The 19,406-nt window shown below is 52.9% G+C and carries 15 protein-coding genes; 4 read left to right on the top strand and 11 right to left on the bottom strand.

What is annotated here, in order from left to right:
• Positions 1 to 172: 172 nt before the first annotated feature.
• Positions 173 to 934 (top strand): response regulator transcription factor, encoded by a 762-nt coding sequence (locus AN477_RS12410; RefSeq protein WP_083486241.1) that lies wholly within the window; start codon positions 173 to 175, stop codon positions 932 to 934.
• Positions 934 to 2,337 carry a sensor histidine kinase gene (locus AN477_RS12405; protein ID WP_054969484.1) on the top strand — a complete coding sequence of 468 codons (1,404 nt, stop codon included), beginning with the start codon at positions 934 to 936 and terminating at the stop codon, positions 2,335 to 2,337. The genes AN477_RS12410 and AN477_RS12405 overlap by 1 nt, the downstream gene beginning before the upstream one ends.
• Before the next feature lie 205 nt (positions 2,338 to 2,542).
• On the opposite strand, the gene AN477_RS12400 is transcribed toward AN477_RS12405, so the two are convergent.
• The 5 genes from AN477_RS12400 to pckA all read right to left on the bottom strand — a co-directional run bounded on the left by AN477_RS12400 (position 2,543) and on the right by pckA (position 7,859).
• Positions 2,543 to 3,811: an aminopeptidase gene (locus AN477_RS12400; protein ID WP_054969483.1), complete on the bottom strand. Its 1,269-nt coding sequence runs from the start codon at positions 3,809 to 3,811 to the stop codon at positions 2,543 to 2,545.
• Entirely contained in the window at positions 3,808 to 4,077 is a 270-nt protein-coding gene (locus AN477_RS25260) for a hypothetical protein (protein WP_054969482.1), read from the bottom strand. The genes AN477_RS12400 and AN477_RS25260 overlap by 4 nt, the downstream gene beginning before the upstream one ends.
• 79 nt (positions 4,078 to 4,156) lie before the next feature.
• Positions 4,157 to 4,741, bottom strand: a complete 585-nt coding sequence (locus AN477_RS12390; RefSeq protein ID WP_054969481.1) for a hypothetical protein — start codon at positions 4,739 to 4,741, stop codon at positions 4,157 to 4,159.
• A 93-nt stretch (positions 4,742 to 4,834) separates the two neighbouring features.
• Positions 4,835 to 5,500 (bottom strand): PDDEXK family nuclease, encoded by a 666-nt coding sequence (locus AN477_RS12385; protein WP_054969480.1) that lies wholly within the window; start codon positions 5,498 to 5,500, stop codon positions 4,835 to 4,837.
• A 775-nt stretch (positions 5,501 to 6,275) separates the two neighbouring features.
• Positions 6,276 to 7,859: a phosphoenolpyruvate carboxykinase (ATP) gene (pckA, locus tag AN477_RS12380; RefSeq protein ID WP_054969479.1), complete on the bottom strand. Its 1,584-nt coding sequence runs from the start codon at positions 7,857 to 7,859 to the stop codon at positions 6,276 to 6,278.
• A 609-nt stretch (positions 7,860 to 8,468) separates the two neighbouring features.
• On the opposite strand from pckA, the gene AN477_RS12375 reads away from it, so the two are divergent.
• Complete coding sequence (locus tag AN477_RS12375; RefSeq protein ID WP_054969478.1) at positions 8,469 to 9,872, top strand: serine hydrolase domain-containing protein; 1,404 nt, start codon at positions 8,469 to 8,471, stop codon at positions 9,870 to 9,872.
• A 186-nt stretch (positions 9,873 to 10,058) separates the two neighbouring features.
• Here the strand turns inward: AN477_RS12375 and AN477_RS12370 are convergent, their stop codons facing one another.
• Complete coding sequence (locus AN477_RS12370; protein ID WP_054969477.1) at positions 10,059 to 11,306, bottom strand: S8 family peptidase; 1,248 nt, start codon at positions 11,304 to 11,306, stop codon at positions 10,059 to 10,061.
• A gap of 465 nt (positions 11,307 to 11,771) precedes the next feature.
• Between AN477_RS12370 and AN477_RS12360 the strand changes: the two genes are divergently transcribed.
• Entirely contained in the window at positions 11,772 to 13,238 is a 1,467-nt protein-coding gene (locus AN477_RS12360; protein WP_054969475.1) for an APC family permease, read from the top strand.
• Between the two features lie 314 nt (positions 13,239 to 13,552).
• On the opposite strand, the gene speB is transcribed toward AN477_RS12360, so the two are convergent.
• The 5 genes from speB to AN477_RS12335 all read right to left on the bottom strand — a co-directional run.
• A complete protein-coding gene (gene speB, locus AN477_RS12355) occupies positions 13,553 to 14,491 on the bottom strand; it encodes an agmatinase (RefSeq protein WP_054969474.1) in 939 nt (312 codons plus the stop codon).
• Positions 14,492 to 14,801: 310 nt separating this feature from the next.
• Positions 14,802 to 15,698: a proline iminopeptidase-family hydrolase gene (locus tag AN477_RS12350; protein ID WP_054969473.1), complete on the bottom strand. Its 897-nt coding sequence runs from the start codon at positions 15,696 to 15,698 to the stop codon at positions 14,802 to 14,804.
• 72 nt (positions 15,699 to 15,770) lie between these two features.
• Positions 15,771 to 16,679, bottom strand: a complete 909-nt coding sequence (locus AN477_RS12345) for an acetamidase/formamidase family protein (protein ID WP_054969472.1) — start codon at positions 16,677 to 16,679, stop codon at positions 15,771 to 15,773.
• A 63-nt stretch (positions 16,680 to 16,742) separates the two neighbouring features.
• Positions 16,743 to 18,113 carry an APC family permease gene (locus tag AN477_RS12340; protein WP_054969471.1) on the bottom strand — a complete coding sequence of 457 codons (1,371 nt, stop codon included), beginning with the start codon at positions 18,111 to 18,113 and terminating at the stop codon, positions 16,743 to 16,745.
• Positions 18,114 to 18,867: 754 nt separating this feature from the next.
• Positions 18,868 to 19,406 (bottom strand): transposase (locus AN477_RS12335; protein ID WP_211265974.1); only part of this gene is annotated, 539 nt, incomplete at its 5' end.

The following is a 19,406-nucleotide window of genomic DNA, read 5'->3' as shown; positions in this document are numbered from 1 at the left end:
CACAAGGATAAGGACATCGTGTCTCAATCCAGAGGATGAAATCGTCAAGAAACGATCAACAACACGTCACAGTTTGAGCACAACCGCAGAAGGCCAATAAATCTGGCAACGGATCGTGCTACACTGACCAATATCGACAGTACGGATAGATAATGGCGAGGGGTTCGTGGTGATGGTGACGAGAACAGTTCTTGTCGTAGATGATGATCAAGCGATTGTAGACCTCATGCGCGACTTTTTGGAGAATGAAGGATTCGCTGCCGAATCCGCGTGTAATGCAAGCGAGGCGCTGAACGTGCTGCGCAGTACCGCCGTTGACTGTATCATCCTCGACATCATGATGCCGGGCCAGAACGGCTTCGAATTGTGTCGACAGATCCGACAGACGAGTGACGTCCCCATCTTGTTTCTCAGTGCACGAGATGATGATATCGATAAAATCCGCGGCCTCGGCCTCGGCGCAGACGATTACATCGTGAAGACCGCATCCCCGGCTGAAGTGGTCGCACGCGTCAAGGCTGTGTTGCGCCGCTTTGGTTCCTCGGCGAGTGCACGCAGCGCCGTACTCAACTACGGTCGACTCGTCATCGATCTCGCTGCCCGCGAAGTCCGCGTTGGCGGAGAGATCGTCTCCTTTACGCCAAAAGAATACGAACTGCTTTGTCTATTCGCTGGCCGGCCCCGCCAAGTGTTCACCTATGAATACCTCTTAAACAACTTCTGGGAGGGCGTCGGAGACAAACACACCATTCGGGTGCACGTCGCGCGGATCCGGGACAAGATTGAACGCGACGTAAACCACCCCGAGTACATCTCCAACGTCTGGGGTGTCGGATATCGATTCGAAGGAACTGTGCAAGATGGGACGGGACACGGGGGGACTTTGCCAGATGGGACGGGGCACCGGGGAACTGAGCACGGAGGGGCTGTGTAATGAAGATTCGAAAGTACATGGCTCTCGGCTTTCTCGGCATCGTTGTCTTCCCCTGGTTTGTGTACTTGTTTGTGCATGTACTTGACACACATACATGGCAGCCGTGGGCTTCTCGCCAGAGTCAAGCTGAACAGACCCAATTGACCAGCATCACGCGAATGATGACTCAATCCTCGACGGACTGGACCAATCCGGTGTGGCAACAACGCGTGACAAAACAACTCTCCCAAGCAGGCCTTGAAGCCGTGATCCGTTCGCCGGCGAATCAAGTAATTTTCGAGACCGGGAACTTTCCCAACCACCCCAGCATGTGGGATCAGCAGGTGATGGTCGTGCAGGACGGCCGCCTGCTTGGGACCGTACAATTATCCGCATCTCCCCCGGGCGATCCGATGGCGTTCATCGCAGCACTCCTCGCCCTCGTCTTTGCCATCTCCTTCGTCGGGTGGCAAAGCCGGCGAAACGTCATTCGACCACTCGAAGCCATGAGCCAGGCGGCCCTGCAGATTGCCGAAGGCGATCTGGATTTTGAACTTCCCCAGACACGCACTGTCGAAATTGCTCAGGTCCGGAAAGCCTTTTACACCATGACGGAGGGACTTCGGGAGGCATTTCGGAAGCAGGCCAAGCTTGAGGAGGAACGTCGCTTCTTCATTGGTGCCATCGCCCACGACCTGCGTACTCCACTCTTTTCCCTGCGCGGCTACCTGGACGGTTTGGAACAAGGCGTGGCCGCTTCTCCCGAGAAAGTGGCCAAGTATGCCGCCGTCTGTAAAGAAAAGGCAGATCACCTCGACAGACTTGTATCAGACTTGTTTGCCTTTACGAAACTCGAATACATGGAGCAGACCCTTGTACGCGGAGACGTGAACCTGTGCGAGGTCATCACGAAGGCGGCCGATAGTCTGCGGCCGCAAGCTGAGTCCAAAAACGTTCACGTGCATCTGGAACTTCCCAGCTACAGTGGGAACGATGGCGACGGCGGTCACGACGGCCACGGGGCAGACCACGACCGTAGGCGCTGCAGCGGTGCGGCCGGCCACGTTGCGGACTGTCTCACCACTGGAGATGCACACTTGCTCGAACGCGCCGTCACCAACTTGATAGACAATGCCGTGCGGTATACACCGGAAGGCGGGGATATCAAAGTCCAACTGCACGCCAAGGCAGACAGACTCTTTCTTACCATCCGCGATACAGGGCCAGGTTTTGCCCCGGGCGATATTTCTCATGTTTTCGAACCCATGTACCGGGGCGAAACCTCAAGAAACCGAGGCACCGGCGGTACGGGGCTTGGGCTGACCATCTCCAGACGCATCTTCCGTTCCCATGGGGGCGAGCTCACCGCGGAAAACGCGTCCGACGGGGGGGCCGTCTTAAGCGGGTGGATTCCGCGGGTCTGACCTGAAGCCAGCCAGCGGATCCGCATCCAGACTGTCCCCCTCTACCTGATCCGATGACTTCTTTAACGATGGGTGAGCGCAAGAGAAGGTCCTAATTAGAACAGCGTGCCAAACCAGGTAAAATTGGCACGCTATTCCTTTTCGTTTTTCGGTTTTAACCCTCACGAATTCGCTAACGAATCGTCGTAGGGTAAGCCGGTTTCATTTAATTTCCGTCTACTGTCGTTGCCCAGTTGCCCTGCCTGAAGATCGGAATCACGCGTCCGTCGTGTGTGAAGCCGTCAATATCGAGATCGGCCGATCCCATCATAAAGTCCACATGCGTCAAACTGTAGTTCGCTCCGTTGGCGGTCAATTCATCCTTCGTCATCTCCGTACCTCCCTCTATGCACACGGAGATGGCATTCCCAATGGCCAAATGGCAAGACGCATTCTCGTCAAAGAGCGTGTTGTAGAAGAGGATACCTAGTTGCGAGATCGGAGAATTGTGAGGCACGAGAGACACCTCTCCGAGATAATGAGCGCCATCATCGGATTCGATCAACTGTTGGAGTGTCTCCAGTCCACTTTTCGCGGTACAGCCCGTGATTCGTCCGTCTTCAAACGTCAAGGTGAAATCATCAATCAACACCCCTCCGTAGTTGAGCGGACGCGTGCTTCGCACCACGCCGTTCACACCATCGCGTTTCGGTGCAGTGAACACTTCTTCTGTCGGGATGTTTGGCACGATGGTGACCCCGGATGCTTTCGTGTGGCCTGCAGAAACCCAGACATGTCCATCCGGCAGCTCAATCGACAGATTGGTTTCAGATGAGCGATAGTGAAGCTTTGCCAATCTTAATGAGTTCAGATAGGCAGCTCGTTCGTCCAACTCTTGGATATGATCTTGCCACGCCGCGATCGTGTCATCGCCCGCAATTCGCGATGTGTCGAGGATGGCTTCCCAAAGTCGCTCTACGCGATCGTCCGCTGCAATTTCCGGAAATACCTTGTTCGCCCATGGCTGTGTTGGGACGGATACAATCAGCCAGCTCACTTGCATCTTTGTCATTGCTTCTTGCATCCGAACCAGGGCTTGACGCTGCACCTTCATAGCCTTGGCGATCCGATTTGGATCAATGCCCGCAAGCAGATCAGGGTCGGTCGCGTACACTTCAAGAACGGCGCCATCTCGATCAATGACGTGATCGGCCTGTTTTACGCGCCACTCAGGGAACTCATCAAACGCCGACTCTGGCGCACATTCAAATCGAAGGCGTGTGCAAGCGTCATCCGCCCAGTCGACTTCTACATCACTCGCACCGACCTCATATGCTTTTCGCATCACCATTCGGACGAACGGCGCTGCCTCAATCGGTGCAAAAATGAAAAGTGGTTGCCCTTCTTGCAGATTTAGTCCAACTCTCACAGTCACCTCCGCGAAGCGTTCGAGGCGCTTCGTAAAGTCGGTATCTTCTATCGACGCGTTTTTCATTTGGTTCCCTCCATTTTCAGCTCACGTTCCCCACTGTTTTCATACGTTGCGTACCGTTTTCTCATTCTCACCCTCCACAGTTTTCTCACGTTGTCTACCACTTTCTCATTTTCATCCTCATCCTCATCCTCATCCTCATCCTCATCCTCATCCTCATCCTCATCCTCATTTTCATCCTCATTTTCATCCTCATTTTCATCCTCATTTTCATCCTCATTTTCATCCTCAACAGCACCGATTGTACATAATTTTCTGTCAACAAACATGGTAGGTAGAAATGTTTACTCTTGAACCGCCAGGGGAGCATTTAGACCGTCCAATCATTGTGTGTTCCATTAAGATGGCTCAGGAGTCGGTATCCACCCGGCGCAGGCGGCACCACCGAGTTGCCGCAGAGGAACTCAGTTCCGCTAAATCTCCGCCTCGCGCCGCAGGGCCTGCAGCAGAGGAACTCAGTTCCGCTAAATCCACGCCACGCGCCGCAGGGCCGGCCGCAGAGGAACTCAGTTCCGCTAAATCTCCGCCTCGCGCCTCCGGCCCGACCGCAGAGGAACTCAGTTCCGCTAAATCCACGCCACGCGCCGCAGGGCCGGCCGCAGAGGAACTCAGTTCCGCTAAATCTCCGCCTCGCGCCTCCCGCCCGGCCGCAGAGGAACTCAGTTCCGCTAAATCCACGCCTCGCGCCTCCCGCCCGGCCGCAGAGGAACTCAGTTCCGCTAAATCCACGCCACGCGCCGCAGGGCCGGCCGTAGAGGAACTCAGTTCCGCTAAATGTCCGCCTCGCGCCTCCCGCCCGGCCGCAGAGGAACTCAGTTCCGCTAAATCTCCGCCACGCGCCTCCCGCCCGGCCGCAGAGGAACTCAGTTCCGCTAAATCTCCGCCTCGCGCCGCAGGGCCTGCAGCAGAGGAACTCAGTTCCGCTAAATCCACGCCACCCGCCTACGGCCCGGCCGCAGAGGAACTCAGTTCCGCTAAATCTCAGTCCACGCGCCTCCGGGCCGAACGGAGAGGAACTCAGTTCCTCTACCACCTAACGCCCATTTTTGATTCGTGTAAGTGGTATGACGTATGGCGGATATGGCCCGTTGCTGGGACAAGCCAGCGTTTTTCGGTGAGTCCCTTGAGCAGCGTTCGGGCATATCGCGTTGATATACCGAGCTGTTGTGAGACGTCGGCGGCGGTTATCGGACGCGGAGATTTTACTGCTAGTCCTGCGATCTCACGTTCCTTCATCGAGAGTTGCCGCAGTACAGACGAATTTCCCTGCCACCGGCCAAGCAGCTGTTGTATGGCTTGTTCACAGATACGAGGATGGGAATTTACAGTTTCGTACGTAAATCTCAATAGGTACCATCCGTCAATGATAAGCATGTTCTGCCGCTGATTATGCTGTTCAAATTGTTCTTGAGTAATCTCCCGCCAGTGTGTGCTGAGCCCGTCGATCTCAATAGCGAGACGAAAGTGCGGCAGTATGTAGGCAAAATCGATGTATCTATTTCCATCTTTATAATCTCGAATCTCGTACTCTGGATGGAGGTTTTCAAAACTATGAAACATTGGCCACCATACGTTTCTCAGAAAGGTGATTTCGGCATGCCCCAGCCCGCTACTGATCCGTCTGAGCCGTGAGTCGGAGCGAAGCTGACGATGTTTCTGAACAAAGCGGTCGCACTCGTCGTCAAATTCCATCGGGCTCTCACCTCTAGTACTTATAAGGTTTAGATTGGAATTCCATTAAGTCACTTTCATTTATTCCTCTGACAGGTTTGAATCCCTGTCAATTCAAACGTCCTCCTGACCCCCACCTCAAAAGGCAAGCGAAAACGGCCCCCCAGTGCCCTGTACGAAAGCCCGATCCGGGCAACGTCGAGGCTGGTTGACCTCAGGCAACCGTCAGTGAATTTCCATCTGGCCGATATTGATCCGTTCCACCCTCCTCGGCAAGACCAGCCACAGCAGGCTATAATTCCAGCTTGACCGCACCTTTCACGCTCGCTTTGTAACCCGCCGTACCTTCCTCCCCCCTTTAACGGTAATATTAGCGCCCTCGTCAGACACGTCCGCTTGGATTTTGTCGCGCTTTACGCATGGCAAGTTCCGCTTCGATCACGATGCCGTAACCTGTGTCCATCATTTTCCTTCAGTTATTATCTTCGGAACAGGTGCGAATGAGTGAGTTGTTATGACCTAACTTACCCACTCGAAATGACCACGTCTATTTGCCGTTCTACTTGCTCCACCACTTGAATTACAGTACTCCAGGGGATCGATATAACCAAGCTGAATGAATCCCGCGAATCCTATGGATCCTGCTAATCCTCTGCATGCGCATACATAAAAAGTCCCCCGAGACGCCCGTATCACGGTCATCCTGGGGACTCATGCGTGGCCTACCTTCGTGGCCTACCTTCGTGGCCTACCTTCGTGGCCTACCTTCACGGCGCTCGCTACCCCGCGGCGCTGCCTACGCCGTCGGCCCGGCCTCCTGAATCTCGGCTGGCACATCCGTGAACTTCTCAAAGTTACGGCGAAATGCCTCTCCGAGGTCATGCGCTGCGCGGTCATAGTCTTCGCCGTTTTGCCACGTCATCTTCGGTTGGAGCAAGTCGGTCGGAACTCCCTCAACGTGGTCGGGGATCGCGAGTCCGAAGACCGGATCGTGCGAGTAAGAGGCCGAATCCAATTCGCCTGACAATGCGGCGTTCACCATCCTACGGGTGTAAGACAGTTTCATGCGTTTGCCAACTCCGTACGGCCCCCCGCTCCATCCTGTGTTCACCAGATAGACCGACGTGTTGAACGCGTCAATCTTGTCACCAAGCATGTTTGCATAAGTCACGGGATTAAGTGGAAGAAACGGTTCCCCGAAACAAGCGGAAAACGTCGGCTGGGGTGAGGTGACGCCCCGTTCCGTACCTGCCAATTTACTGGTGTAGCCGGATAGGAAATGATACATGGCCTGTTCCTTGCTCAGCTTCGAGATTGGGGGAAGGACACCCGACGCGTCCGCCGTGAGGAAAATGACCACGGAAGGATGTCCGCCTCGGCTTGGCAGCTTCGCATTTGGGATATAGTCAATTGGATACGCAGCCCGCGTGTTTTCCGTCAACTCGCTCGAAGCATAATCGGCAGTTCGGCTACCCGGATCCACAACGACATTTTCGAGAACGGTGCCGTATCGGATCGCGTTCCAGATCTCAGGCTCCTGTTCCGCAGACAGGCCAATGCACTTTGCATAGCAGCCGCCTTCAAAGTTGAACACTCCATCGTCACCCCAGCCGTGCTCATCGTCTCCAATGAGGCTCCGCTGCGGATCTGCAGACAAGGTGGTCTTGCCCGTGCCTGACAAGCCGAAAAAGAGTGCCACATGTCCACTTTCCCGGTCTTCATTCGCTGAGCAGTGCATCGGCATGACACCCTTTTGAGGGAGAAAATAGTTCAGAATGGTGAACACCGATTTCTTGATCTCACCAGCGTACTCTGTTCCCCCAATCAGGACAATCTTGTACGCCAAGGAGATAAAAATAAAGGTATCGGAATGAGTGCCGTCGCGTGCGGGATCGGCTTTGAGAGAAGGAACATCAATCACCGTGAACTCCGCTTGGTGGCTTTCCAGTTCGTTCTCCTGCGGACGGATAAACAACTGGTGCGCAAACAGGTTGTGCCAGGCGTATTCTGTGACAACGCGGATTGGCATGCGCAGCTCTGCATCCGCACCGGCATAACCGTCAAATACGAAGGCTCCCTTTTCTTGAATCACGGCCATAGCTTCCTGATACAAACGACGAAACGCCGACTCATCGATGCTGCGGTTGACTGCTCCCCAATGAACGGTCTTTTCGCTTTCATCATCAAGGACAAAGAACTTGTCTTGCGGTGAACGCCCCGTAAACTTGCCCGTTGTTGCGCAGAGAGCCCCGGTATCTGTCAGAATTGCCTCACCTCTGGTGAGTGCCATCTCAATCAGTTCGGAAGTCGACAGATTCTCGTAGGTCTTGGCGGAACGAAGAACGTCTTGCAGTTGCTCGCTAAAGGTGTTGGCGATCATCGGGTTGCCTCCCGGTTTTTTATACTCGTCCTCAGACGTAAGCTCCAGTCATTAGAATAACTCATTCATCTCATATTGCAACACATTATGATGAACATTCACTAATGTGTCATACTATTAAGGAGCCCCTCCGAATTTGGGTGACAGGTCCCGGAGATCTGTCCCATCCGCTTTCATAAATTAAATGACCCTCATTGCCATCCGTGACCCTCAGGCCATCGGCGACCCTCATGCCATCCGTGACCCTCAGGCCATCGGCGACCCTCATGCCATCCGTGACCCTCATACCATCCTTATTTGTGCCGCGTCAATCTACCCACTCTTGTGCTAGCCTGCCCCAAGTAGAACGGATCATGATCAACATGGGACAAATTTGTTATGATTCAGACAGGGAAGTTAGCCATTCATCTGTCCCTGACCTTATCTGTTGATCTCGATCCGTTTGACCTGTATCCCTGACCTGTATCCCTGACCTGTATCCCTGACCTGTATCCCTGACCTGTATCCCTGACCTGTATCCCTGACCTGTATCCCTGACCTGTATCCCTGACCTGTATCCCTGACCCTTATCCTGACACCCCTATCCCTGACCCTTGAGGAGGTTCCTGAATGAACAGAGGCGCGCTCGATCATGCTATTCGCTATATTAAAATGTGGCTTTCCGAACGATATGAAGAAGCAGACGTACCTGGCTTTGTCGCCGCCGTGGCCTACAAAGGCGAGGTGCTCATGAACGAGGCCTACGGTTATGCAGACCTTGAGCGAAAAATCCCGATGACTCCGGGACACGTGTTTCGCATCGCCTCCCATTCCAAGACCTTTACCGCGACCGCCATCATGTTGCTCGCGGAACAAGGACGCCTTCGCATTGACGATCCGGTGGTCAACTACCTCCCCTGGCTCACGGAAAACCCTGATGCCCGCTATACGAACGTGACCCTGCGTCAGCTGCTGTCGCACGGCGCCGGTGTCATCCGCGACGGGCTTGACACCGACTACTGGGCGATTGATCGTCCGTTCCCAGACGAAGAGCGGTTTATCAGCGAGATGAAAGAGATCGGGCTGATTCTCGAAAACAACACCAAAATGAAATACACCAACTACGGCTATACCCTGCTCGGAATGGTCATTGAAGCCGTGAGCGGACAACCGTATAACGAGTTCATGCTCGACAAAATTATCCGCCCGCTCGGACTCGAGCACACCTTCCCCGAGTACCGTCCGGAACTGAACCAGCCCCAGCCTGACGATCTCGTTACCGGTTACACACGGCCGGAATCCAAACATCGTCTGCCCATCGCGGCCATCAGCACAGAATTTATGTCCCCCGCGACCGGATTTTGCTCGACCACGGAAGACCTGTGTGCCTATTTCGCCGCACAGATGGTTGGGTCAGGAAAGCTCCTCAGCGATGAATCGAAAAAGGAGATGCAGCGAGCAGCGTGGCCGTCGCTTGTGCCAGGCCAGAAGAGCAACACCTCATATGGCCTGGGCTTTTTCCTGACGCCGTACGGAGATCGAGAGACGTTTGGTCACAGCGGCGGTTTCCCTGGTTGCATCACCAAGACCATGGCCGATGGCAAAGAAGGCCTCGTCGTCACCGTGCTGACGAACGCCATTGATGGACCGGCCGATCCGATTCTCTCTGCCATCTACAAGGTCATCAACTACTTCGAGGAGCATGCCTCAAAGGCGGCAGAGCATGACTGGTCCCACCTTGAAGGCTCGTACGCGAACCTGTGGGGAGACATGAAGATCCTAGCAACCGGGGACACCTTGAGGAGCGTGCATACCTACGGGTGGGATCCGATGGCAATGATCGAGAAACTCGAGTGGCTCGAGGGCGAAACCTTCAAAATTGTCGAGACCAGCAGCGGCGGATCTGCAGCTGAACTAGTCCACTTCCACACGAAAGACGGACGCGTGGAAAGTGTACGCCACGGCGGCTCTACCATGTGGCCGAAAGAAGTCTGGCGCCAGAGCCTCGACCAACGTACGGAGATCCGCTTCTAGTCTCGTGCACAGACATTGGCTTCGGAGCGAACTCCCCTGTATAGACTGCCTCATCATGGATTGGTCCACTGTGACAGACTGCCCCGCTGGGTTGTACTACTCTTGGAAAACCGCCTCGTGGTTCCTGCCACTTTGATAAACTGCCTCGTGGTTCCCTCCACGAGGCAGTTCCTTTATTTATGTGGTTTATTTGTGGGCCGCTCGCACCTTGAGTGGACGCTGATATCGAATCCGGATCCCCGAGCCCTGCAAACTCCTCGCTGCAACCCTTGATTCCAGAGCTTTTTTTGCCGCATACGGCAACCTCACGCTGACCCTGACACGACTTCTTCTGGTGCGGGAAATCGTGAAGGCACTTCTGACCGCCCGGTTTGCATTGATGCGTCCATAAATCCAGTACACCCCTGTCCCCGAAATCTTGTCTGCTGTCAACTGAAGAGCACGCACAATTTGAAGTTTCGTTCTCCCCTGCGCAGCCAATAAAGCAGCTGTACCAGAGACAAAGGGTGCGGACATCGAGGTTCCACTCAACGTTCGGTACGTACTCGTCGGGTAAGTCGACATGATGTCGACTCCCGGTGCAGCCACATTGACCCATCTTCCGTAGTTCGAAAACGAAGCCTTCGTGTCAGCAGATGTAGTGGCAGCCACCGCGATGACGGTTGTGAATGCAGCGGGGTAATTGTAAACGTTGGTGGATGAGTTCCCGGCTGCAGCGATAAGCACCGATCCCCGATTCCACGCATACGCACACGCCTGCTCAAGGATCTCTACATAGGCGGTGGTGCTCCAACTCATATTAATCACGTGCGCACCACGGTTCGAAGCATACACAATGCCGCGGGCCGCGTTATCTATCGTACCAATGCCTTGGCTGTTGTGCGTTTTCACTGGCAAGAGTCGGCAGAGTGGTGATGTACCAGCGATGCCAATATTGTTGTTGGTGATGGCTCCTGCAATACCGGCGACGTGTGTACCGTGGCCGTTGTCATCATTCCAGTTGGTATTGTTCGACACAAAGTTGTATCCGGCAAGGAGTTTTGTCGACAGGTCCGGGTGGTTGTATTGAATACCGGTATCGACGACGGCAATAATGACCCGGTTCGATCCGATAGTCACGTTCCACGCATCCGGCGTGTTGATCTGCCGGAGGCCGTATTGAGTCGGAAACAACGGATCGTTCGGAGTTGCAGATGTGTAGCAGTAGTAGTTTGGATGAGCGAATTCAACGAGTGGATGACTCTTATACCATGCCATAGCCCGCTTTACGTTTTTGACTTGAATCACGTGATGTCTGAGAAACCTGTCACGCCGGATAAGTTTGTGTCCCCTCTGTCGATAGACCGCATTGATAGCACTTGTGGTTGCTGTCGACTTAAACTTTACGATGAGCTGACCCGGTACAAACGCAGGGTGCCCCTTCGCCTTGGCCATTCAACTCCGCCTCCTGGTGTCCTCCTTGTAGTGACCTGTTCATAGTACGAGGCGTGTTCGGCATCAGCTTGGATGCTTGTCTATCTGAACAATAATTGGGTGTCACGACTGATTGTCTGCTCGGGGATTATAATCAGAGGATCGTAGTCAGGCGATTGTGCTCGGATGATTCCGTTCAGAGGATTATGCTCTCACAAACAATAGAGCGGATAAATAGAGACCCTTGGAACGGAATTGGACATACTGATGAGTGCGTCATGCCCCTGGTGCGTGGTAACCAAGCCTGCCCAGTTGTGAAACAAGTGCGCTAGTAGCCGCCAAAAAGACACAACGTCAACTTGTGCCTGCCACAAGTCCGAGGTGGCCAAACCGGCACATGCCCAGCAGGTTGCGCCGCCGAATGTATGATTTAGAAATCGGATCGAAGACAGTCGGATCAACAAGCACATAATCAGGAGGACACGCATGTCTGAGCAACCCCGCCGTCTTCATCGCAATCTATCAGTATGGGATGCCATCATCATGTCTGCAGCATTCATGGGTCCGGCTGTATCGATGTATTACAACACAGGCTACGCTGCCAGTTTCGCTGGTGCAGCAATGCCTCTCACGTTTGTCATCTCCCTCGCTGCCTGTTTGATTCTTGCAAACACGATTGGCGAATTCAGCAAGATTGCGCCGAGTGCAGGTGCCTTCTACACCTTTGCGACGAAAGGGTTTGGACCAAAGACAGGGTTTATCTCGGGGTGGCTTATGAACATCGGCTACAGTCTGCTTGAACCCGCGGAAGAAGCACTGGTCGGCATTACTGTGAGCGAAGTACTAAAAACCTACTTGCACATTCTCATTCCTTGGTACGTCATCTCCGTCATCGCCTGGCTGTTTGTGCTTGTCCTATCTTCGTTCGGTGCAAAGCAGTCGCTCAAAATCAGCCTTGTGCTGTTTGCCGGCGAGGTGATGGTCTTACTCGTCTTATGCTTCATCATCCTCGCGAGGGGAGGGTTTGACGGTATTCACTTCAGTCCCTTCAGTCCAGCGCGCAGCCCCTCCGGATTTTCTGGCATTGCGCTTGGCATGGTTTACGGTGTGCTTTCTTTTGTCGGCTTTGAATCGGCCACGACACTAGCCGAAGAGGTCCGCGATGCACGAAAGAACGTATACCTCGCGCTGATGGGTTCAACGCTTGGTGTTGGCGTGCTTTACGTGATCGCAACCTTTGCAGAGGTCAACGGCTACGGGCTTAACAATATGAGGGCACTGGCGAACGATCCATCCCCGTTTGTGACCCTCGCGTCGAGGTACGGCAGTCCTCTGCTCGTCCTTCTGCTTGCCCTCGCAGGTATCAGCAGCATCATCGCGGTGACGATCAATGTTCACAATGCTGTGGCCCGCGTCATTTATGCTATGGGCCGTGAAGGTGTGCTTCATTCCAGTCTAAGCAAAATCCATCCGGAACACGGTACGCCGACAAATGCTATCGTGACGCAGTCTGTTTTATCACTGGTCGTTTTACTGGCCATGGGGTTTTCCGTCGGACCGTCGAACACCTACGGATATCTCGGGGCTCTGCTGACGCTTGGAATTATTCCTGTGTACATCCTCGCAGCGATTGGTTTTGTCCGGTACCAGGTGATGCTCGGAGCCGTTCGAAAACATCCCATTCAAAACGCTGTTCTCCCCGTGATCGCGGCGTTTATTATGTTTATCCCGCTGTCCGCATCCTTCTATCCTATCCCACCTGCACCGTACAACATGCTGCCGTACATTGTTTTGGCGTACGTCATTGGCGGCTTCGTGTTTATCCTTCGGCTGGCACGGGAACCGGAGCGTTTGCAGCGTGTCGGACAGATCCTTGCCGACGCTGACACGACGCCGGAAGCCGATACGATGGCCATCCCAGCCCTTGCAAAAAAGCCCCGCAATCGTACTTAGGAGCTCCTGACAACTTTCATGTAGATCGCGATGGAGATGGAGATGGGGGGGGATATGGAGATATGGGGATATGGGCATGGAAATGGCAAAGACCGGCGCAGGTTCCGTCAGGGTAGGTAGCCGGGCAAGCAGAAATCGCAAGGTTAAGTCGCTCTGACCGACTTAGCTCCTGCGTTCAGCCGCGATTCGGCCAAATTAAGTCGCTGTGACCAACTCAAGCCTCCATCTGTGGCTGGCCGCTAGATGGAGGTCGATTCTGTGCATTCCGAATGAGCCGTTTCGTAGGCGAGGCGAGGCGATCCGGTTTAATAATGTTACCGCGATTTGAACTTGTTGTTGACAGCAATCAGGGTAAGGAACTCGAAGGCAACCGTTGCTGCAGCAAGGGCAGTAATCTCGCTCACGTCCTGCGACGGCAATACTTCCACCACGTCAAATCCAACGCAGTTCAACCCGACCAACTGATGGATCATGTGCTGGGCCTCAAAGGTCGTAAAACCGCCAATCTCCGGCGTTCCCGTGCCTGGGGCGTAAGCGGGATCAAGACAATCAATATCGAAACTTACGAAGACTGGCGTATTCCCAGCCCTCAATTGCGCAGCTTGCATGACCGGTTTTAGTCCGCGTTCACGAACCTGCTCCATCGTGACCACGTCAAAGCCCAGTTGCCTGCCCGCTTCAATATCATTCGTGTCATACACAGTTCCCCGCATCCCTATCTGTGTTGACTTTGCCGGATTGAGCAGCCCCTCCTCCACCGCACTCCGGAACGGTGTAGCTTGCGTATCCTTCTCACCCCAGTATTCGTCCGAAGTGTCTCCATGGGCGTCGAATTGAATCATTGCAACTGGTCCGTACTTCCCCGCAAGGGCACGAAGTTCAGCCAGTGCAATTGAGTGATCCCCACCAAGCATGATGGGTGTTGCCCCCTCGGCCAACCATGAGGAAACCCGTTCCGTGATGCTTGCGTAACTCCGTTCTATGTTTCCTGGAATCACCATCGCATCCCCACCGTCTACGATACGCAGAGAGTCATCTGGTCGAATTCTATGATACATATTGGCGGGCCGGAGCAACGACGACACGCGTCGGATCGCTTCCGGGCCAAAACGTGCGCCAACGCGATAGCTGGCCGCCGTATCAAACGGAGCACCAAGTAAAACGACATCAACCGGTTGTGGGCTCGGTTCGTAATTAAACCGCATGAAGGTGTGGATGCCTTCAAATCTGGGATATGTCCGTACGTCACTCATGGGAATGCCCCCCTTTGTTACTATGTATCTATATTTCTGTTCGGCTCACTTCTTTCGCCGCTTTCGACAAACTTGATAACTACTTTCGACAAACCTGATAACCACTTTCGAAGGAAAGGCCTTCCTTATACCTCCGATAAACTTTGTCCTTACCTTTCGAACGAACCCTTTCAGCAATAAAAACAACACGGTCCGGTGCCACCGAGCACACCTGAGCCGTGCTGTTCAAACCTGTTCAAACCTGTTCAAACCTGTTCAATCTGTTTCCAGTCAGCGAAGTCCACCAGGTGTGAACATCCCGAGGTGGCGACTACCTCATCCGCCCGTCCTCGACATCCTTAACAAACGACTTCACAAAATCAAAATAACTCTCAGCATCATCCCACATCGACAGATGGCTGCCATTTTCGCAGATGCCGACGCGGGATTTCGGGATACGGCGGCCCATCTCTTCAATATCCTCCGGGTCCATCGTATCGTGGCGACCGCCGAGGACAAGCGTCGGGACCTCAATGCGACGGAGATCGTCCCACCGGTCCCAGTCCTTAAACGTCCCCGTGACGACAAACTCGTTCGGTCCCTGCATGGTGTTGTACACTTGCGGATTAATGTGCGCGAACCCGTTCACGACATCTTGCGGCCACGGATCAAGCCGGCACAAGTGCTTGTTATACAAGTGTTGAACCAGGAGTGTTTGGTACTCTTCCGCTTCGTAGTCTCCGGCCGCTTCGTATTTTTCGAGCACCCGAAGGATTTCATCTGGCACATTCGATCGCAGTTGGTTGATGTACCTCACATAGGATGGAATACTTGCGGCCATATTCGAGATGATGAGTCCCTTCAACTCAGACTGATACTTGAGCGCATACTCGATAGCCAGAAATCCGCCCCAAGATTGGCCGCAGAGGTAAAATTGCTCGAGACCCAGAAACTTACGGACTTCCTCCACTTCCTCGCGAAATCGCTCGACCGTCCACAGGGAAACATCATCCGGTTGGTCGGAATAATAGGAGCCGAGTTGATCGTAGAAATAGATCTCTACACCTGCAGGAGGCAGATAGTTCTCGAAGATCTTCAAGTACTCGTGCGTTGACCCTGGACCACCGTGAAGGATCAACATCTTGATCGGGCTCTCTCCGATCCGACGCGTCCACACATGGAAGCCACCGGAAATCGGTACAATTTTGGAGGTTGCACTGATTGCCATCTCTTTTCCTCCTACACGTTGGAATATACAAAGCCGCCGATGGACAATCTGCAGCGTCTGTGAATCTATCCGCTATTCTCCAAGCAGACGAGGCAAGTTCCGAAGTTTCGGCATCCGAAAACGAGCAACCTGCTCGACGGGAGACGGTTTACAACACTGGCACATGCGCACGTCACCTGCGACCGACATCAGAAGGTAGGCTTCAGTTGGAGATAGATCCCAGCGGGCCACTAGAAGCCTTTGCATATCCTCACAAGCAATCCGAATCGCAGTTTCAAGATTGTGATCCTCTGCTACCGTGTACCAGGCCTCATCCGTTTCCACTACAGGCCGTGTAATGGTGTGACCGCGAAGCACGGATAACGTAGCTGTTACTTCCCCCGCGATCTCGATGCCCGTTCCGCAGATTTCCCCGTCGCCCATGGACGCATGGACATCACCGAGACCAAACAAAGCCCCCTCCACGTTGACAGGGAAGTACACAGTCGCTCCTTTGGTAATGGTGTGAGTGTCGATGTTCCCACCGTGAGCGCCAGGATGACCACATGGCACTGACTCTCCGGCCGGTGCTACGCCAATCACACCGATCATTGGATTGACATCGAACTCGATCCGTTCATTAAAGTGGGCTATTTTACTATCGTCTACGGGGACGATCTTTGTCTTGGTTTCAGCTGTATGGATTAGTACACCCATGTTCGGCAAAGTACTGATGACTCCCCAACTACGAACACGGACATCTTCAATCTTAACCTTTAAAATATCACCGGGTCTGGCATCTTTTACAAACACCGGACCTGTGGCTGGATTTACGCGGGATAAATCTATGGACGTGACCAAATCCGACTCGCTTTGAATTTGGTCAGAGAAGCAATCGTAAGTCTGGAAGGTAACAGATTCACCGCTTTCGATGTTGAGGACGGGCGCGTTCGCGTGTGAAAATTCAAGTACAGACTGCTCACGGCTCAAATAATGCCCCATTCTTTGATTCACCCCTCTGTTTCTCTTCTAGGCTCAAAGAAGTCTTGGAACACGACCTTGCAGTTACAGGTCTTTCAAGACAGCTGGAACAACCTTGTAGCCTTTCGACTTTACAGCCCCGACGATAATGCCAATCACGAGCCAACTCAGTCCGAATGCAAAGGTGACTTTGTCAAAGCCGGACCACACATAACCAACAATCACAAGACCGAGAATCGGGAACACGAGGTATTTGAAGATGTGCGTGTACTGCCGCTGTTTCAAGTAGAAATAGACAAACACAGAGAAGTTCAGCAGCATAAACGCAGATAACGCGCCGAAATTAACGAGCGTCGTAATCGTTTCTTGAGGAACGAAGATAGCGACCGCAGCGGAGACAATCGCAACCAACAACGTCGCATTGAGCGGCGTTTGATACTTCGGATGGACCCGCGAGAGAAAGCCGGAAAAAGGCAACAGTTCGTCGCGCCCCATCGAGTACAGAATCCGTGAAATTGCAGACTGGCCAGCGAGTGCATTAGCGATTCCCGCAGCGATCACGTTCACAATCAGCAACAGGTAATACAGGAAATTACCTCCCGCTTCCTTGGAGAGGTTGAAGAAGCCCATGTTCGGATCGAGATTTTGATAGTCTGGGTGAACGAGCGCACCCATGTAGGTTTCGAGCATGAAGATGATACCAAGCAGAACCAGTGCAAGCACCGTGGCCGTACCTACAGTTTTTTCCGGCCTGTCCGTCTCTTCGGCAAGCGTGCTGATACCATCAAAACCGAGGAAACTGAGTACAGCGATGGATGTTGCTGTCGCAATAAAGCCAAATCCAAAGTGCTTGGCTTGGAACAAGGGTTGCATTGAAAACCCGCCTGCTCCGTGGCCATCGATGAAGACAAATTTGATCGCAAAAACCAGGAAGATAACGAGTGCGATCAATTCAATACCGAGAAGTATAAAATTGGTTCTCGCCTGCAAGATGATACCGCGGCCCGTTACAATCGTATTAAAAACGACGAACACGAGAACCCAGATCCAGTTTGGAATTGCTGGAGCCATACTGTGCAGCCATGTGGCAGAAAATGCGTAGAGCAAGGCGGGAACAAGCAGGTAATCCGCGAGAATCATCCAACCGGCGACAAAACCGACGTGCGGGTTGAAGCCGCGTTGTACGTACGAGTACACTGACCCGGCAATCGGAAACTTTTTACTCATTTGCCGATAGCTAAGCGCAGTAAAAATCATTGCAATAATACCAACTAGATACACAAGAGGAACCATTCCGTAACTTTGCTGTGAGACATAACCGTACACAGCCATTGGGGCGATAGGCACCATAAATACCATGCCGTACACAAGTAAATCAGCGATTCCAAGCGTTCGCTTAAGCTCTTGCCTGTATCCGGTATTCGTGTCCGCTCCCGTTACATTCAACTCTGCCATCGTTCTGTCCTCCCTTATAGGATTTGTCTTACGGTACAACAGACTTTATTGTATGATAATTCTATTCCTTGTCAACATTATGAACATTATATAAAGCGCACCAAGATACAACTACATATAATTAAATGCAGTCTATTACCAATTAAATGCAGTCTATTACCGACCACCCTGCTAAACCAAAAAAGCCGTTCCTACGAGGAGAACGGCTTCTCAGTCACAAACGTATTCTATTCTTCCATTTCAAAATTGCATTCTTGCAGTAGAACGATTTTTGTCTTCTTCGCAAACTTGTAACCAAGCCACAGTACAATGAACAGATGACCGGCTTCCCCCCCTCCCCCGCGTTCACCCGCGACTATGACAAATTAAGTCGCTATGGCCGACTTAGCTTCGAATAACAGCCCGGCTAAGTCGCTATGGCCGACTTAACTCGCAGAAATCACAAGGTTAAGTGGCTATGACCGACTTAGCCCCCGCGTTCAGCTGCCCCCCGGCCAAATTAAGTCGCTGTCACCGACTTAGCTTCGAATAACAGCCCGGCTAAGTCGCTATGGCCGACTTAACTCGCAGAAATCACAAGGTTAAGTGGCTATGACCCACTAGCGTTGCATTAAATAGTCACTGGAGTGTCAAGAGCATCACACTGCATGGCAACAGTACGTAGTCGGAATGTTCGGTTTGTTAGCTGGATGTGTATGGCCTAAAAAGATTACACCTCTTAGACAGATAGCCTACATTCCAGATTTTGGCGTATTTAGACTGGGTCGTACTCCAGGTCATCCAAGTGTTCAATATCTCCGTCTACGTACTGCTGCAGCGTCTGGGAGAAGACTTGCTCGTGTTTCATCTTTTTCCGCCCAGGCGAACTGCGGCTCGGTGGTCTGTTTAAGCAGCGTAGAAATACCTCGAAGGGCTGTGCCCAGGTGTTTTGTAGACACCTGTAAACAAGTAGCACCCTTCCGTTGTGGCTCACCCTCAATTGAAGAAGTAACAGCAAGCAGAAGGCGATGAGCGCAATCCGCAATTGATTGAATACGGCATTCTCACTCTTCCCATACATGCTTTTTACCTTCAAGTGCTGCTTAATCCATTTAAAGAACAGCTCGATTTGCCAGCGTCTCCTATACAAATCGCCAATCTCGACAGCATCCATGGTCAGGTCGTTAGTCAGGATAATAATCAAATTACCTTCACTGTCCAACGTCTCTATCCAACGCGTTGGATGAGTCATACTCCGAGAGGCGGATGAGCCGATCCTTACCACATCGTCCCGAAGAACAGGTGACCCCTGTG

The organism is Paenalicyclobacillus ferrooxydans, from assembly GCF_001399675.1.
Lineage (GTDB): Bacteria > Bacillota > Bacilli > Alicyclobacillales > Alicyclobacillaceae > Alicyclobacillus_B > Alicyclobacillus_B ferrooxydans.
The sequence above is the reverse complement of the archived record's forward strand: the minus strand, read 5'-3'. Positions and strand labels throughout refer to the sequence as shown.

Excerpts from the sequence above, each read along its gene's own strand:
- AN477_RS12350 (WP_054969473.1), bottom strand. The coding sequence starts at position 15,698 with ATGGCAATCAGTGCAACCTCCAAAATTGTACCGATTTCCGGTGGCTTC.
- AN477_RS12370 (WP_054969477.1), bottom strand. The coding sequence starts at position 11,306 with ATGGCCAAGGCGAAGGGGCACCCTGCGTTTGTACCGGGTCAGCTCATC.
- speB (WP_054969474.1), bottom strand. The coding sequence starts at position 14,491 with ATGAGTGACGTACGGACATATCCCAGATTTGAAGGCATCCACACCTTC.
- AN477_RS12405 (WP_054969484.1), top strand. The coding sequence starts at position 934 with ATGAAGATTCGAAAGTACATGGCTCTCGGCTTTCTCGGCATCGTTGTC.
- AN477_RS12400 (WP_054969483.1), bottom strand. The coding sequence starts at position 3,811 with ATGAAAAACGCGTCGATAGAAGATACCGACTTTACGAAGCGCCTCGAA.
- AN477_RS12345 (WP_054969472.1), bottom strand. The coding sequence starts at position 16,679 with ATGGGGCATTATTTGAGCCGTGAGCAGTCTGTACTTGAATTTTCACAC.
- AN477_RS12410 (WP_083486241.1), top strand. The coding sequence starts at position 173 with ATGGTGACGAGAACAGTTCTTGTCGTAGATGATGATCAAGCGATTGTA.
- AN477_RS12375 (WP_054969478.1), top strand. The coding sequence starts at position 8,469 with ATGAACAGAGGCGCGCTCGATCATGCTATTCGCTATATTAAAATGTGG.
- AN477_RS12340 (WP_054969471.1), bottom strand. The coding sequence starts at position 18,113 with ATGGCAGAGTTGAATGTAACGGGAGCGGACACGAATACCGGATACAGG.
- AN477_RS12385 (WP_054969480.1), bottom strand. The coding sequence starts at position 5,500 with ATGGAATTTGACGACGAGTGCGACCGCTTTGTTCAGAAACATCGTCAG.
- AN477_RS25260 (WP_054969482.1), bottom strand. The coding sequence starts at position 4,077 with ATGTTTGTTGACAGAAAATTATGTACAATCGGTGCTGTTGAGGATGAA.
- AN477_RS12360 (WP_054969475.1), top strand. The coding sequence starts at position 11,772 with ATGTCTGAGCAACCCCGCCGTCTTCATCGCAATCTATCAGTATGGGAT.
- pckA (WP_054969479.1), bottom strand. The coding sequence starts at position 7,859 with ATGATCGCCAACACCTTTAGCGAGCAACTGCAAGACGTTCTTCGTTCC.